14 protein-coding genes are annotated in these 14,248 nt (G+C 44.9%); 8 read left to right on the forward strand and 6 right to left on the reverse strand.

Going from position 1 to position 14,248, the window contains the following annotated elements; all coding sequences use genetic code 11:
* Positions 1 to 6: 6 nt before the first annotated feature.
* Positions 7 to 141: a protein YkpC gene (locus tag K3G25_RS02905; RefSeq protein WP_003154559.1), complete on the reverse strand. Its 135-nt coding sequence runs from the start codon at positions 139 to 141 to the stop codon at positions 7 to 9.
* Positions 142 to 212: 71 nt separating this feature from the next.
* A complete protein-coding gene (mreBH, locus tag K3G25_RS02910; protein ID WP_014417632.1) occupies positions 213 to 1,220 on the reverse strand; it encodes a cell shape-determining protein MreBH in 1,008 nt (335 codons plus the stop codon).
* A gap of 270 nt (positions 1,221 to 1,490) precedes the next feature.
* Here mreBH and K3G25_RS02915 point away from each other — a divergent pair, with 270 nt between their 5' ends.
* From K3G25_RS02915 to ade, 5 genes are all read left to right on the forward strand, one after another.
* Positions 1,491 to 1,775 (forward strand): transcriptional regulator AbhA, encoded by a 285-nt coding sequence (locus tag K3G25_RS02915; protein ID WP_024085249.1) that lies wholly within the window; start codon positions 1,491 to 1,493, stop codon positions 1,773 to 1,775.
* Positions 1,776 to 1,947: 172 nt separating this feature from the next.
* Entirely contained in the window at positions 1,948 to 3,252 is a 1,305-nt protein-coding gene (locus K3G25_RS02920; RefSeq protein WP_014417634.1) for an ATP-binding protein, read from the forward strand.
* 1 nt (position 3,253) lies between these two features.
* Positions 3,254 to 4,081: a gamma-glutamylcyclotransferase family protein gene (locus K3G25_RS02925; protein ID WP_094295721.1), complete on the forward strand. Its 828-nt coding sequence runs from the start codon at positions 3,254 to 3,256 to the stop codon at positions 4,079 to 4,081.
* Between the two features lie 40 nt (positions 4,082 to 4,121).
* Positions 4,122 to 4,787: a Ktr system potassium transporter KtrC gene (gene ktrC / locus K3G25_RS02930; RefSeq protein ID WP_100261756.1), complete on the forward strand. Its 666-nt coding sequence runs from the start codon at positions 4,122 to 4,124 to the stop codon at positions 4,785 to 4,787.
* Between the two features lie 148 nt (positions 4,788 to 4,935).
* Positions 4,936 to 6,669: an adenine deaminase gene (ade, locus tag K3G25_RS02935; RefSeq protein ID WP_022553404.1), complete on the forward strand. Its 1,734-nt coding sequence runs from the start codon at positions 4,936 to 4,938 to the stop codon at positions 6,667 to 6,669.
* A 31-nt stretch (positions 6,670 to 6,700) separates the two neighbouring features.
* Here the strand turns inward: ade and rnjA are convergent, their stop codons facing one another.
* Positions 6,701 to 8,368, reverse strand: a complete 1,668-nt coding sequence (gene rnjA / locus K3G25_RS02940) for a ribonuclease J1 (RefSeq protein ID WP_003154550.1) — start codon at positions 8,366 to 8,368, stop codon at positions 6,701 to 6,703.
* A 5-nt stretch (positions 8,369 to 8,373) separates the two neighbouring features.
* Positions 8,374 to 8,583, reverse strand: coding sequence for a DNA-dependent RNA polymerase subunit epsilon (locus K3G25_RS02945; RefSeq protein WP_003154548.1), 210 nt, complete (start codon positions 8,581 to 8,583; stop codon positions 8,374 to 8,376).
* A gap of 354 nt (positions 8,584 to 8,937) precedes the next feature.
* Here K3G25_RS02945 and K3G25_RS02950 point away from each other — a divergent pair, with 354 nt between their 5' ends.
* The gene (locus tag K3G25_RS02950; protein ID WP_179156018.1) at positions 8,938 to 9,711 is read left to right on the forward strand and encodes a Cof-type HAD-IIB family hydrolase; all 774 of its coding nucleotides are present in this window, start codon (positions 8,938 to 8,940) and stop codon (positions 9,709 to 9,711) included.
* 34 nt (positions 9,712 to 9,745) lie between these two features.
* Here K3G25_RS02950 and def read toward each other — a convergent pair whose 3' ends face one another.
* A complete protein-coding gene (def, locus tag K3G25_RS02955; protein ID WP_003154544.1) occupies positions 9,746 to 10,300 on the reverse strand; it encodes a peptide deformylase in 555 nt (184 codons plus the stop codon).
* A gap of 112 nt (positions 10,301 to 10,412) precedes the next feature.
* Positions 10,413 to 10,592 (reverse strand): YjcZ family sporulation protein, encoded by a 180-nt coding sequence (locus K3G25_RS02960; RefSeq protein WP_007409651.1) that lies wholly within the window; start codon positions 10,590 to 10,592, stop codon positions 10,413 to 10,415.
* A gap of 244 nt (positions 10,593 to 10,836) precedes the next feature.
* On the opposite strand from K3G25_RS02960, the gene K3G25_RS02965 reads away from it, so the two are divergent.
* Entirely contained in the window at positions 10,837 to 11,475 is a 639-nt protein-coding gene (locus K3G25_RS02965; RefSeq protein WP_014417638.1) for a YkyA family protein, read from the forward strand.
* A 460-nt stretch (positions 11,476 to 11,935) separates the two neighbouring features.
* Positions 11,936 to 14,242, forward strand: coding sequence for an ACP S-malonyltransferase (fabD, locus tag K3G25_RS02970; protein WP_232489577.1), 2,307 nt, complete (start codon positions 11,936 to 11,938; stop codon positions 14,240 to 14,242).
* The last annotated feature ends 6 nt before the right edge of the window (positions 14,243 to 14,248 follow it).

A 14,248-nucleotide genomic window follows, 5' to 3' on the forward strand; every position in this document is an offset into this window, starting at 1 on the left:
GCGTCTTTACGGGTGATTCAGTTTTACGGCGCCGCCGGCCGGAGAATGGGGCATATTGGCCAGTGAAATGCTCATACCCCCCAAAATAATTCCGCTTAAAATGACGGCTACTGCTACGCGTCTTCCCACATCTCTAAGCATATGCTTCCTCCTTAATGTTTCTCCAGTTCTCACAATATGAGCCGGCCGGAGAAAAAAGAAGCACAATCTTATTATTTAATCGCTTTTTGCAGCTTGTCGATGACGTCTAATGAACGCCCCGTGCCGATAGCCACTGATTCAAGCGGATTTGCCGCCAAATGAACGGGAACGACGATTTCTTCTGTCAGCCATTCTTTCATCCCGTTTAAAAGGGAGCCTCCGCCGGTTAACACGACGCCGCGGTCAACAATATCACCGCTGAGCTCCGGCGGACAATCTTCAAGTGTCGCTCTGATCGCTTCAAGAATATGCAGGAGCGACTCACGCATCGCGTGCTGAATTTCATTAGACTGCAGTCTGATTGTCTTCGGCAGACCGGTTACAAGGTCACGGCCGCGGATTTCCATCGTTTCCGGCACATGTTCAATCAATGCAAAACCGATTTCCATTTTCACTTGTTCTGCCGTACGTTCCCCGATCAGCAGGTTGTATTTTTTTCTGACGAACGAGGCGATATCTTCATCAAGCTGGTCGCCGCCGATTCTGATCGAATGGCAGGATACGACGCCCCCGAATGAGATGATGGCGACTTCAGTCGTACCGCCGCCGATATCTACGACGACGTTTGCGACCGGCTCGTCAACAGGGAGGTCGGCCCCGATTGCAGCGGCTACGGGTTCTTCAATCAAGTGAACGTTTTTCGCTCCGCAGTTTTTGACAGCGTCACTGATGGCGCGGCGTTCAACGGCTGTTGAGCCTGAAGGCGTGCAGACGACGACATTCGGTTTGCGGAAAGTCATTCCGATTTTTTTTCCGGCTTTTTTCATAATGTGTTTTAATAAGTCAGTTGTCATATCATAATCAGCAATGACACCGTCTTTCATCGGCCGTACGGCGACGATTTTCCCCGGCGTCTTTCCGATCATACTTTTGGCATCCGTTCCGATGGCAAGCACCGCTTTCGTTGTTGTATCTACAGCGACAACGGAAGGTTCGTTTAAAATAATTCCTTTATTTTTACTGTAAACAAGTATATTAGCGGTTCCTAAGTCGATTCCGATCTCAGTTGATTGAAACATGTTTTCACCCAATCCCTATCCTGATTTAATTGATTCTACATTTAAAGTTTCTGAGAAAAACCACGATTTTTGGGGGTTTCCGCCGGGAATGAAATGTTTTTGTAAAAAAGGAGGGAAAGTCTGTATCCCATATTTCAAAAGGATTTTCTTCTGTAAAAAAACATTCAGTTCCGGATGCTGAGAAACTTTTGCTCCGTTCCTTTCGTCTACGTTTATGAAGGATTTTCCTTGGACATAAAGAAGAGACATTAAAGGAAGTAGGGGATTTCTATGAAATCAATTGGTGTAGTAAGAAAAGTAGACGAACTCGGGCGTATTGTCATGCCGATTGAATTGAGAAGAGCATTGGATATCGCTATTAAAGATAGTATTGAATTTTTCGTTGACGGAGACAAAATTGTCTTAAAAAAATACAAGCCGCACGGCATTTGCTTAATGACGGGGGAAATTACCTCCGAAAATCAGGAGTACGGCAACGGCAAAATTATTTTAAGTCCTGAAGGAGCGAAAATGCTGCTTGAGGAAATCGAGGAAGCGTTAAAAGATAGATCATAATCGGCAAAAAGGGCGGAGCATCATTCCGTCCTTTTATTATGAACTTGTGCAAAAACTCACGGGAAAAGTAAGCGAACCTGCTCAATTAATTGGGAATAGTTATCATTTTTTAGTCAATAATGCAGTCAACAATGTTACAATATATGTAGAAATGCTAGCGGCAGGTGGGACTATGGGAAAATATCAAGCGCGTATCATTTCCTTAATCTTGGCAATGATTTTTATTATGTTTTGGGATTATTTATTTTATATGATTGAACGGAATCCGATTAACTGGCCAGTTGACATCACCTTTACCGCCGTCACATTAATCGGCGTCTGGCTGCTGGCTTATTATGTGGATAATAAAAAGCAGCTGCTGGCGGAGCTGAAGGACAGCGAGCAGAAAGCAAAGGCGCTTTCAGATGAGAAAAACCGGATCATGGACAATCTGCAGGAAATCGTTTTTCAGACGGATGCACAAGGGAATATTACATATTTGAATCAAGCCTGGACGGCGATTACGGGCCACTCCATCAGCGAATGTATGGGCACGATGTATAATGATTATTTTATAAAAGAAAAACATATCATTGATTATATTATCTCCCAAATCAAGCAGCAGTCCCCGTCAGGAATGTTTACGGCCAAATATATTAAAAGAGACGGCTCGATCTTTTGGGGAGAAGTCCATTATAAGCTGTATTATGACCGCAGACAGAAATTTGTCGGAAGTCTGGGGACGATGTCTGATATCAGTGAACGGAAAAAAGCGGTCGACGAGCTTCTGGAAACGAACGAACGCCTTGCCATGCAATCTCAAAAGCTGGCCATTGCCGGGGAGCTTGCGGCAGGAATCGCCCATGAAGTAAGAAATCCTTTAACGTCAGTCAGCGGCTTTCTCCAGCTGATGAAAGCCCAGTATCCGGAAAGAACGGATTATTTTGATATTATTTTTTCGGAGATTAAAAGGATTGATCTCGTGCTGGGGGAGCTGCTTCTGCTCGCCAAGCCGCAGACCGTGACGTTTACCGCTCATCATCTCAACCATATTTTAAGGCAGGTGGCGACGCTTCTTGACACGAACGCGGTGCTGTCGAACACTGTGATTGAGAAGGATTTCAGGCAGACTGAGTCCTGTATGGTCAACGGTGACGAAAACCAGCTGAAACAGGTATTTATCAATATTATTAAAAATGCGATTGAAGCGATGCCTGACGGCGGGAATATTCATATTTATACAAAACGGGATGAAGAATACGCGGTGATCAGCATACAGGATGAAGGAAACGGCATGTCGAAAGAAAAGCTTGAAAACATCGGGAAACCGTTTTTCTCAACAAAAGATCAGGGAACGGGTCTCGGTCTTCCGATTTGTTTACGAATTCTGAAGGAGCATAATGGTAAACTTAACATTAAGAGCAAAAATGGAGAAGGCAGTACGTTTCAGGTGATTCTGCCGTTAGAAGCGGCTGCTGTCCAAAAGGAGGAAAAATAACTTGCTTCTTTTTGTATACGGTTTGTTACGGAAGCGTGAAGAAAACCATGAACTGCTGAAAGGCGCTCCGTGTGTGTGCGAGCAGGCCGCGATAAACGGCGTGCTGTACGAAACGGATAAAGGTCAGCCTGCGGCGTCTTTAGCAGAAACAGCTTTTGTGTACGGGGAATTGTATGAAACAGATCATCAGATGATCCGTAAGCTGGATGCGTATTATGCTGATTTTGATCGGAAAGAGGTTGCCGTGACGACGGATGCCGGGAATAAAACCGCCTTCGCATATGTCGTAAAGCCCGGCCAGTGTGCCTCATTCAGCCATATCAAAAGCGGAGACTGGAAAGAATACCGTTTTATGAAACGGGAGGATGACAGTCCGGTTTATTATTTCGCTTACGGCTCCTGTATGGACAATGCCCGGTTTAAACAGGCGGGGGTCGACCACTTTTTTGCCGAGCCGGTCGGAGGGGCGGTTGTTGAAGGGTATTCGACGAGATTCACGTTAAGGCGTCCTGACGGTTCCAGAGCCGATCTTGTTGAAGACGGGGGACGAACTGAAGGCGTGCTGTACAAGCTCCCGTTTGAAGCGGCAACCTATCTGTACAAAAGAGAAGGTGTTGATAACCACACATACCGTCCAGCATTCATAGAAGTGTGTGCCGGCGGCCGTGTATACAGAGGCGTCCTGACGTTTCTCGTTCTTGATAAAGCTGAGGAAATTGCGCCTCCGGGTCACTATCAGGAAGAAATCGAACGCGGAGCGGACCTGTATTTATCGCCCGCCTTTTCAGAAAAGCTTAAACGCTATATGAACTCATTGCCGAAAATGTGATACTATTCCTATTAGAGATATTGTTTAAAGGAGTACTGTTATGAGAAAAGAGTTTGCCGTTATCGGTCTCGGACGCTTCGGCGGAAGTATTTGCAAAGCATTAAGTGAAGAAGGCCTTGAGGTCATGGCGATGGATATTGATGAAGATAAAGTAAATGAATACGCCAAAATCGCATCACACGCGGTCATCGGCGATTCAACCGATGAATCGGTGCTGAAAAACTTAGGGCTGCGCAACTTTGACCACGTCATTGTGGCAATCGGCGAAAATATACAGGCGAGCATTTTAACGACGCTGATCTTAAAGGAACTCGGCGTGAACACGATCACGGTTAAAGCGCAGAACGATTATCATGAGAAAGTGCTTGCGAAAATCGGGGCCGACCACATCGTCCACCCTGAACGTGACATGGCAAAACGCATCGCCCACAACATCGTATCAAATAATGTGCTTGATTATTTGGAGCTGTCCGACGAACACAGCATTGTGGAGATCGTGGCCAACAGCAGGCTTGCGGGCAACACACTGCTTGACCTGGACATACGGGCGAAGTACGGCATTAATATCGTGGCCATCAAGAGAGAAAAAGAAGTGATCGTATCTCCGCTTGCGAATGAGATGATCCAAAAAGAAGATATTCTCATCGTTATCGGCTCTCTTACGGACATTTCCCGATTTGAAAAAAGAGTGCTTCATACAAAGTGAAAAGCCGTCCGTAAAAGGGCGGTCTTTTATTATGTCAGAATAGTAAGACATTTATCGTGTAAGCGGTATTTTCTGCGATTTTTATTGACTATGATCAAGCGATCCGATAGCATATTGTACCATATAAAGAAAAAGAGGAGGCCTCATTTTGAACAAAGAAACACTGGCTGAACGGCTGAATGCATCAGCCGGCAGACAAAAAGCCGATACCGTCATTAAAAACGGAAAAATCATGGATGTATTTAACCAGGAATGGATTTCTGCAGATATCGCCATTACGGACGGAGTGATCGTCGGGCTGGGCGAATATGAAGGGGAAGAAGTCATTGATGCAGAAGGCCAAATGATCGTTCCGGGCTTTATTGACGGACATGTTCATATCGAGTCCTCTATGGTTACTCCGATTGAATTTGCTAAAGCCGTCCTCCCACACGGAGTGACTACGGTCATTACTGATCCTCACGAAATTGCGAACGTTTCCGGAGCAAAAGGCATCTCTTTTATGATAGAGCAGGCGAAAAAGGCGCCGCTGAACATCCGTTTCATGCTTCCTTCCTGTGTTCCCGCCGCTAGCTTTGAACGCTCAGGAGCCGTATTAAAAGCCGAGGATTTAAAGCCTTTTTATCAGGAGAAAGAGGTGCTCGGACTTGCGGAAGTAATGGATTATGTGTCTGTTGCGGAAGGTGAAGAGGATATGCTTCAGAAACTGCTTGACGCCAAGCGTCACGGAAAACGGATCGACGGGCATTTAGCCGGACTCTCTTCAGATATCATCAATATATATAGAACCGCAATGGTGTCAAATGATCATGAAGTGACGACAAAAGAAGAAGCGCTGGACAGAATCAGACGGGGAATGTATGTCATGCTGCGCGAAGGATCGGTGGCAAAAAATACGCTCAATGTGCTGCCGGCGGTGAATGAAAAAAACGCGCGGCGCTTTTTCTTTTGCACGGATGATAAGCATGTAGATGATCTGCTTTCAGAAGGAAGTGTGAACCACCAAGTCAAAATGGCGATAAAGGCGGGACTTGATCCATTCCTTGCGTATCAGCTCGCCAGCTTAAATGCGGCTGAGTGCTACGGTCTTGAAACAAAAGGGGCGGTAGCGCCGGGTTTTGACGCAGATCTGCTGTTCATTTCAGATGTACGGGAGGCTGCCGTCACGAAGACCATGGTCGCCGGCCGGACTGTTGCCGAGAACGGACGCACGGTTTATGAACAGTCTGCCGGTTCCTATTCGCCGGACCAGGCGCTGTTGGATACAGTGCGGCTGAAAGCGCCGCTGACTGAATCGGATTTTCATATACCGATTCAAGAGGGCAAGAAAATGAATGTAATCGAAATGATACCGAATCATTTGGAGACGAGAAAAAAAGAAGTGCCTGCACCGTCTGCTGACGCGTTTCGTCCTGATACAGAAAATGATTTATTAAAAATCGCCGTCGCAGAGCGGCACAGCGGCGAAAAAATGATAGGACTCGGGATTGTACAAGGGTTCGGGTTAAAAGAAGGCGCCATCGCCACAACCATTTCTCACGATTCCCATAATATCATCGCCGTCGGTACAAACGATGCCGATTTGGCAAAAGCAATCAACAGGCTCCGTGACACTGGAGGAGGATTAACAGCCGTGAAAAACGGAGAATTGCTTCATTCCGTTCCGCTTCCGATCGCCGGGCTTTTGTCTGATAAGTCGGCGGAATGGGTCAATGACAGCTTGGGCGTGCTTCATGAAAAGCTTTCTCTGCTCGGATTCACCGGTGATTTCAATCCGTTTCTCACATTATCGTTTTTAGCGCTTCCGGTGATTCCGGATATTAAAATGACGGCGGCCGGTCTGTTTGATGTCAAAGCCTTTCAGCATATTCCGCTGCAATAAAAAAACTGCACTCGTAATGAGTGCAGTTTTTTTAGACCTCCATAATGATCGGAAGGATCATCGGGCGGCGTTTTGTTTTTTCGTATAGGAACGGAGCAAGCGTATCGGTAATTTCGTTTTTAATTTCGGACCACTGCGTTGTTTTCCGATCCATTACTTTCTCCAGATGGTTCGAAATGAGCTGCTGCGCGTCATTGATCAAATCACCGGATTCTCTCATGTAAACAAAACCTCTTGAGATTAAATCAGGTCCCGCCGAAACCTTAAAGTCGTCCATATTGATGCTGACAACAACGATAACAAGGCCTTCTTCTGAAAGAATGCGGCGGTCGCGGAGCACGATATTGCCGATATCACCGATTCCGCTTCCGTCAATGTAAACGGAGCCGGACGGAATTTTGCCTGCCACAGCGGCTTCTTCGCCTTTGAGGGCCAGCACTTCGCCATTATCCATGATAAAGCAGTTTTCTTCAGGTATGCCGCAATCAGTCGCGAGTTTGACGTGCATTTTCTGCATTCTGTACTCACCGTGAATCGGCATAAAGAACTTCGGTTTGATCAGGCGGAGCATTAATTTCTGCTCTTCCTGTCCGCCGTGTCCGGATGTATGAATGTCATTCAATGAACCGTGAATGACTTCTGCGCCCGCACGGTACAGCTGGTTGATGGTGCGGCTTACGCTGATTGTGTTTCCGGGAATCGGAGAGGAAGAAAAGACGACCGTATCTCCGGGATTAATGGAAATCTGCCGGTGCGTCCCGTTAGCGATGCGTGATAACGCCGCCATCGGTTCACCTTGGCTTCCCGTACATAAAATCGTTACCTTATTGGCAGGCATACGATTGATTTCGTTATGCTCAATAAACGTATTTTTAGGACAGGTAATGTAACCGAGATTTTGTCCGATTTCAATAGCCGATTCCATACTGCGTCCGAATACGGCAACTTTTCTGCCGTTTAAAACGGCTGCTTCAATCACCTGCTGAAGACGGTGTATATTTGAAGCGAATGTCGCAAATATAATTCTGCCGTCCACTTTTCGGAAAATATCGTGAATGCTTTCGCCTACGCGGCGTTCTGACATGGTGAAATCAGGAACCTCACTGTTTGTACTGTCAGAAAGCAGGCACAGAACGCCTTCTTTCCCGATTTCAGCCATCTTAGTCAAGTTTGCCGGTTCGCCTACCGGTGTGAAATCGAACTTAAAGTCCCCGGTATGTACGATATTGCCCGGCGGTGTTTTGACGACGATTCCGTATGAATCCGGAATGCTGTGTGTCGTTCTGAAGAAGGATACAGACGTCTTGCGGAACTTCACGATGTCGTCTTCACCGATGATGTTTAATTTGGTCTGTCTTAACAGCCCGTGCTCTTCAAGTTTATTCCGAAGTAAGCCGATCGCGAGTTTACCGCCGTAAACGGGAATATTTACTTGTCTGAGCAGGTACGGAATACCGCCGATATGGTCTTCGTGACCGTGGGTGATAAACAGACCTTTAATTTTATCTTCATTTTTTACTAAATACGTGTAATCGGGGATTACGTAATCAATGCCGAGAAGTTCATCTTCCGGGAACTTGATTCCCGCATCAATCAGTACAATTTCATCCTGAAACTGCACCCCATACGTATTTTTCCCGATCTCGCCCAATCCGCCGAGGGCGAAAACGGCAGTCTGGTCATTTTTTACAAATTTCATTCCGCTCATAACTCCAATACTTTAAAATTTTCGCTCTGCTTCTCATATTCTAAAAAAGCACCGTCCACAGGCTGAACAAATTCAATGTTGTATTTCTGATCTTTCAGTTTCGTTCTGACGTCCCGTTCTGAAACGCCCTCAATGTAAAGTGAATCTGTTTTTTCCCGAACAGGTACTTCGTCAGCCTTCTCTTGATAAAATACCTTATAAATCATCCAAATCTCTCCTTAAATGCCGTATGTTAGACTCGCTTATTCTATTATATTCGAAAACGGATTATAAGGAAAGTCTCGAGCAAAAAAGGGACTTTCAAAAACCGAAAGATCCCTTCTACGCGATGACTTTTTTCCGGAGCATTCCGCCCCACTGTCTTCTGAGTTTCTTCCGTAATCGGCGCAGCATCGTATACCTCCTTTAAAGCCCTTTATAGCAGTAGTATGCGGAAAAAATGAATTTGTTTTCGTGGGTAAAACTGGAATTTCATCAATGCGGTTTTCCGGAAGAAAAACTTTATGTATGATGATATTGAAAAAGACACGACTGATAAACGGGAAAAAGGAGAAATTGACATGAAACCAAAATTGATTTTTTTTGATATTGACGGCACGATCTATGACCATGATAAACATATTCCCGATAGCGCAAGAAACGCCGTGAAGGCGCTTAAAGAGGCTGGCCATCACGTTTTTATCGCCAGCGGAAGGTCCCCGTTTATGGTAAAACCGATTCTGGAAGAGCTTGAGATTGAATCATTTATTTCATACAACGGCCAGTATGTCGTATTTGAAGGTGAGGTCATTTATAAAAATCCGCTTCCTGAAGATGCAGTTGCGCGTTTATTAAAGCAGGCGGCAGAAGGGGAGCACCCCGTCGTATTTATGGCGGAAGACACGATGAAAACGACCGTCCCCGGACATCCGCACGTCTCGGAAGGTATCGGCAGTCTGAAAGCGCCTTATCCCGAAGTTGATGAAACTTTTTATAAAGGAAAAGAAATTTATCAGCTGCTTTTATTCTGCCGCGGTCATGAAGAAAAAGCATATGCCGCTTTTCCGGAGTTTGATTATGTCCGCTGGCACGAATTGTCAACGGATGTGCTTCCGAAAGGCGGTTCAAAAGCGGAAGGCATTAAAAGAGTGCTTGAGCGGCTTCCGTACAGCGTAAGTGACACTTATGCATTCGGCGACGGACTAAATGACCTTGAGATGATCCGTTTTGTCGGCACCGGGGTGGCGATGGGAAATGCGGTTCCGGAATTAAAAGCTGCCGCTGATTTCGTCACAAAGCCGGTGGATGAGGAAGGAATCAGCTGGGCCGTCAAAGAACTGGGCCTTTTGAAATAGAGAAAACCGGCACTTTGGGAAGTGCCGGTTATTTTTAACGGTCAATAGCAATGGCGTTTTCAGGTTCTTTGAACGGATTTTCTTTATCGATATGGTCGTAAAACATCACGCCGTTCAGATGATCGATTTCGTGCTGAAACACGATGGCCGGAAAACCTTTGAGGCGGATGTCAATCTGTTCTCCTTCAAGCGTCACCGCCTTTACGCGGATGCGGGCGTAGCGCGGCACATAGCCGGGAATGGGTTCGTCTACCGACAGGCAGCCTTCTCCGCTCGTCAAGTAGCTTTTTTCCACTGAGTGGCTGACGATCTTAGGGTTAAAAAGAGCATAGCTGTATAAAGTGCCTTTCGCATCTTCTGCATGGACGGCGATCATCCGTTTTTTTACGTCTGTTTGCGGAGCGGCAAGACCGACGCCCGGACGAAGCTTGTATTTCTCGGCTAATTCAGGATTTTGGCTGTTTTTCACAAACTCAATCATATCAGCAAGATGCTGTTTTTCTTCGTCAGAAGCGGGAAGCTGAACCTCTTCAGCGATCTCTCTGAGCGCGGGATGTCCGTCGCGAACAATATTTTCCATAGTAATCAAGAAACTTCACTCCTAAAGCTTAATATGTAAATTATAGCGAATTTCTTTATCGCGGCGCAACGAAACAATTGGCCGGCCATAGCAGGCCGGCCGATGTTCATGGTGTATAAGGTCAGCAGCCGCAGCCTAAATAAGCGGCACCGACGATGATTAATAAGATAAACAATACGACGATTAATGCGAATGTGCGGCCGTATCCGCCGCCGCAGCCGTAACCGTAACCGCCGCCATAACCATATCCGCCGCCGCAACAACCGCCGCCAAATCCGCCGCCAAATCCATATCCGTACATAAAAAAACCTCCTCTTTTAATTACGCTGACCCTCTGTCAGCAGGGCCGGCGTCTACTATAAACTATGTAAAAGCCAAAAAGATGTATGGTCATCCGCCCTGTTTTCTCAATTTTTTACGCAAGTATTCTTTGAAAGCACCGTAAGCGTCTTTACCCGGTCATGCCAATTACAGCTCAGCTATTGTCAAAAAGCGTTCGGGCTTCTATAGTGGAAATTGTCAAGATTGGGGGATTTTAAGTGAATATGATTCAAAAAAAGGTATTAGCAGGAATCGGAGCGCTCGGCGCCGCAAGTATGCTGCTTGCCGGCTGCGGGGGAAAAGATCCGGTTGAATCGCTTCATGACTCGATGGAAAAAGCCGTTCAAGCGGAAAAACCGTTTCAAAAAGAGCAGAAAACATTAGAAAAATTGGAGAAAAAAGAGCATCAGCTATACGACAGCGCGGTTAAACTGAATATGGATGATTACCAGAAAATTGTCACACTGTCTGATCAGGCTCTGAGCAATGCAAATCAGCGAAAAAAACATCTGAAAGCAGAAAAAGACAGTATTGATGATTCAAAACAAGCGTTTGAATCCGCAAAAAAAACTTCTCAAGAAATAAAGGATAAGAAAGTAAAAGAAAAAGCCGGGCATGCGGTCGCTTTAATGGAGAAAAGGTATGCATCTTATGACCTTTTGTACAAAAAGTACGAAAAAGCCATTTCACTTGATAAGGACCTTTATAAACTGATTAAAGATAAAAAGCTCACATTAGCGCAGCTGGAAGAGCAAATCAGCAAAGTAAACTCAGTTTACGAAAAGGTGCATAAACAAGCAGATGAGTTTAATCAATTTACTAAAGACTACAACAAAGAGAAAGAACTATTATTCCGCAAATAGTATAGTGAAGGCATATCGGCATGGGCTGATGAACTGATAACAACCGAGTTCAGCCGCCTGTAAAAAGGCGGCTGAAGAATTGGTATATACGTGTGTTTCCCATTGACAACAAGTAAATCATGGTATAGTATTTATTTAGGGAAATATTCACATAAAACCAATCGTTGTTTCGGCACGTTGGAATGTTTTTATTATATTGATATATATATATAAAACAGAATGAAAATGCGATCTTAATTATCAGAAAATTCTATCTATTTATATTTACGGCAATATGATATTTGTACATGCTTTTTGCTTTTAAACCTTTATCCGGCATAAAGGTTTTTTTATTTTGCTTAGTAATGCTTATTAAGTAAGGGTGCTGAAAGTAAACGACAATTTTAAAATTGAAGTGAAAAACGTTTATCAAAATCGGAACGAAAAGAAACGGCAGAAATACGGAACAGGAGGAAAACAAATGCTTGCTTACGTCTTTCCCGGACAGGGAGCGCAGTTTAAAGGAATGGGCAGAGACTTATTCGATGAATTCAGTGAGCTCATTAAAAAGGCAGATCATATTTTAGGATACTCCATAAAGGATTTATGCCTTTCAGACGAAAAAGAGAGGCTGACTGATACGAAGTATACACAACCTGCAATTTATACAGTGAGCGCACTGCAATATTTAAAGGGTTTAAAAGAAGGTCATACACGCCCGGATGCTGTTGCAGGACATAGTCTGGGTGAATATACTGCGCTTTTTGCGGCCGGTGTTTTTAATTTTGAAACAGGTCTCCGGCTGGTTGCTAAAAGAGGCGAGTTAATGAGTGAGGCTTCCGAGGGCGGAATGGCTGCCGTGATCGGACTGGATGAGCACCACATAAAAAAAATACTTCAAAAGTATGAATTCGGCCAAATAGATATCGCCAATTACAATACATCTTCACAAATTGTGATAGCAGGGGCTGCAGAAGAGATAAAGCGGGCAGCCTCTTTTTTTGAAAAAGAAGGGGCGAAAGCTTATATCGTATTGCAGGTCGGCGGGGCTTTTCATTCTCGTTTCATGGAAAGTGCACAGCGTGAATTTGCGGAATTTATCGAGGGGTTTCATTTTTCTGAATTGAATTTCCCGGTCATTTCTAACTATACGGCAAGACCTTATAAACAAGAAGATATCAAACGGAATTTAATTGAACAAATAACAAACTCGGTAAAATGGACTGAAAGCATCAGGTATCTAATGGGACAAGGCGTCACTGTGTTTGAAGAGATCGGTCCCGGAAACATTCTGACTAAATTAATTCAAACCATACAAAGAGATGAGGAACCGCTTACTATCAGTGCGCCGGAAGACAGTCTCTTTTTTTCTGAAGGGAACAAGGACAATTCGGAAAGCGGGAAAGAGCATAGCCTCTTGGCCGAAAATATAGAGAGCGGTGCAGCTTCACCGGTGTCCCGATTGGGTGATCAATCTTTTAAAGAAGATTACGGTTTGACATACGCGTATTTGGCAGGTGCGATGCATAGAGGGATCTCTTCCGCTGAAATGCTGATCCGCCTCGGGAAGAAAGGAATGCTGGGGTTCTTTGGAACAGCAGGTTTAACGATAAGGGAAATTGAACAGGCCCTTATTTCTATTAAGAAGACACTCAAAAATGGCCAGCCCTACGGTATGAATCTGCGATTTGAGCCGGCTCATCAAGATAGAGAAAAGGAATTGATAGATTTATATATCAAGCATGACGTACGAGTAATAGAAGCGTCTTCGTATCTTTCCGTCAGCGCGCCATTAATTTATTACAAAGCGCATCAGTTGAAGATAGACAAAAGCGGCAGCGTCATACCTCATAATCGGATCATTGCCAAAGTTTCACGGCCGGAAGTTGCGGCCGCATTTCTGAGTCCGCCTCCTCAAAGTATCGTAAAGAGAATGTGTCAGAACGGTATGCTGACGGAAGAGCAGGCGGAGTGGCTCAGCCGTATTCCGGCAGCAGACGATATCATTATTGAAGCAGATTGCGGAAGTAATACTGAACAGGGCTCATTGACGGCGATGCTGCCGTTTTTTGTTAACCTGCGGGATGAAATGATGGAAACACACAAATACGCAAGGAAGATAAGGATCGGGGCTGCGGGAGGAATCGGGACTCCCGAGTCTGCCGCGTCTGCTTTTTTAATGGGCGCTGATTTTATTATGACGGGATCCATTAATCAATGTACAGTTGAAGCCGATACAAGCGGTTTTGTTAAAGAAATGCTGAGTGAGACAGGAATATGCGATACTGCTTATGCGCCTTCGGAGACTCTGTTTGAGTTCGGAACAAAGGTTCAGGTGCTGAAAAAGGGCACGCTGTTTCCGGTCAGGGCAAATAAATTATTTCAAATCTACCAACAATACGAGTCTTTGAATGAGATAGATGAAAAGACAAAGATTCAGCTCGAAAATGATTATTTTAACAAGACTTTTGATGAAATCTACGAAAGCATAATAGAAAAACAGCCGAACCTGGCCCAAAAAGCTGAGCGCAATCAAAAATATAAGATGCTGTTACTATTTAAGTGGTATTTGCAAAGAGGATGTCTGCTTGCTTTGGAAGGGCAGGAAGAACAAAAGGTGAATTTCCAAGTTCATTGCGGCCCGTCTTTAGGCGCTTTTAATCATTGGGTAAAGGGCACGGATTTGGAATCATGGAGAAACAGACATGTCGATGACATTGGTGAAAAATTGATGAATGAGACCGAAAGTCTGCTGAGGCGCAGATTGGATACGTTATTTCTACACTAAAGAAGG

Origin of the sequence: Bacillus sp. FCW2, assembly GCF_021228595.1 — a bacterium.
GTDB classification, from domain to species: Bacteria; Bacillota; Bacilli; order Bacillales; family Bacillaceae; genus Bacillus; species Bacillus velezensis.

What these genes read in the sequence shown, in the direction of transcription:
- K3G25_RS02905 (WP_003154559.1), bottom strand. Translation starts at nt 141, where the DNA reads ATGCTTAGAGATGTGGGAAGACGCGTAGCAGTAGCCGTCATTTTAAGC.
- mreBH (WP_014417632.1), bottom strand. Translation starts at nt 1,220, where the DNA reads ATGTTTCAATCAACTGAGATCGGAATCGACTTAGGAACCGCTAATATA.
- K3G25_RS02915 (WP_024085249.1), top strand. Translation starts at nt 1,491, where the DNA reads ATGAAATCAATTGGTGTAGTAAGAAAAGTAGACGAACTCGGGCGTATT.
- K3G25_RS02920 (WP_014417634.1), top strand. Translation starts at nt 1,948, where the DNA reads ATGGGAAAATATCAAGCGCGTATCATTTCCTTAATCTTGGCAATGATT.
- ktrC (WP_100261756.1), top strand. Translation starts at nt 4,122, where the DNA reads ATGAGAAAAGAGTTTGCCGTTATCGGTCTCGGACGCTTCGGCGGAAGT.
- rnjA (WP_003154550.1), bottom strand. Translation starts at nt 8,368, where the DNA reads ATGAAATTTGTAAAAAATGACCAGACTGCCGTTTTCGCCCTCGGCGGA.
- K3G25_RS02945 (WP_003154548.1), bottom strand. Translation starts at nt 8,583, where the DNA reads ATGATTTATAAGGTATTTTATCAAGAGAAGGCTGACGAAGTACCTGTT.
- K3G25_RS02950 (WP_179156018.1), top strand. Translation starts at nt 8,938, where the DNA reads ATGAAACCAAAATTGATTTTTTTTGATATTGACGGCACGATCTATGAC.
- K3G25_RS02960 (WP_007409651.1), bottom strand. Translation starts at nt 10,592, where the DNA reads ATGTACGGATATGGATTTGGCGGCGGATTTGGCGGCGGTTGTTGCGGC.
- K3G25_RS02965 (WP_014417638.1), top strand. Translation starts at nt 10,837, where the DNA reads ATGATTCAAAAAAAGGTATTAGCAGGAATCGGAGCGCTCGGCGCCGCA.
- fabD (WP_232489577.1), top strand. Translation starts at nt 11,936, where the DNA reads ATGCTTGCTTACGTCTTTCCCGGACAGGGAGCGCAGTTTAAAGGAATG.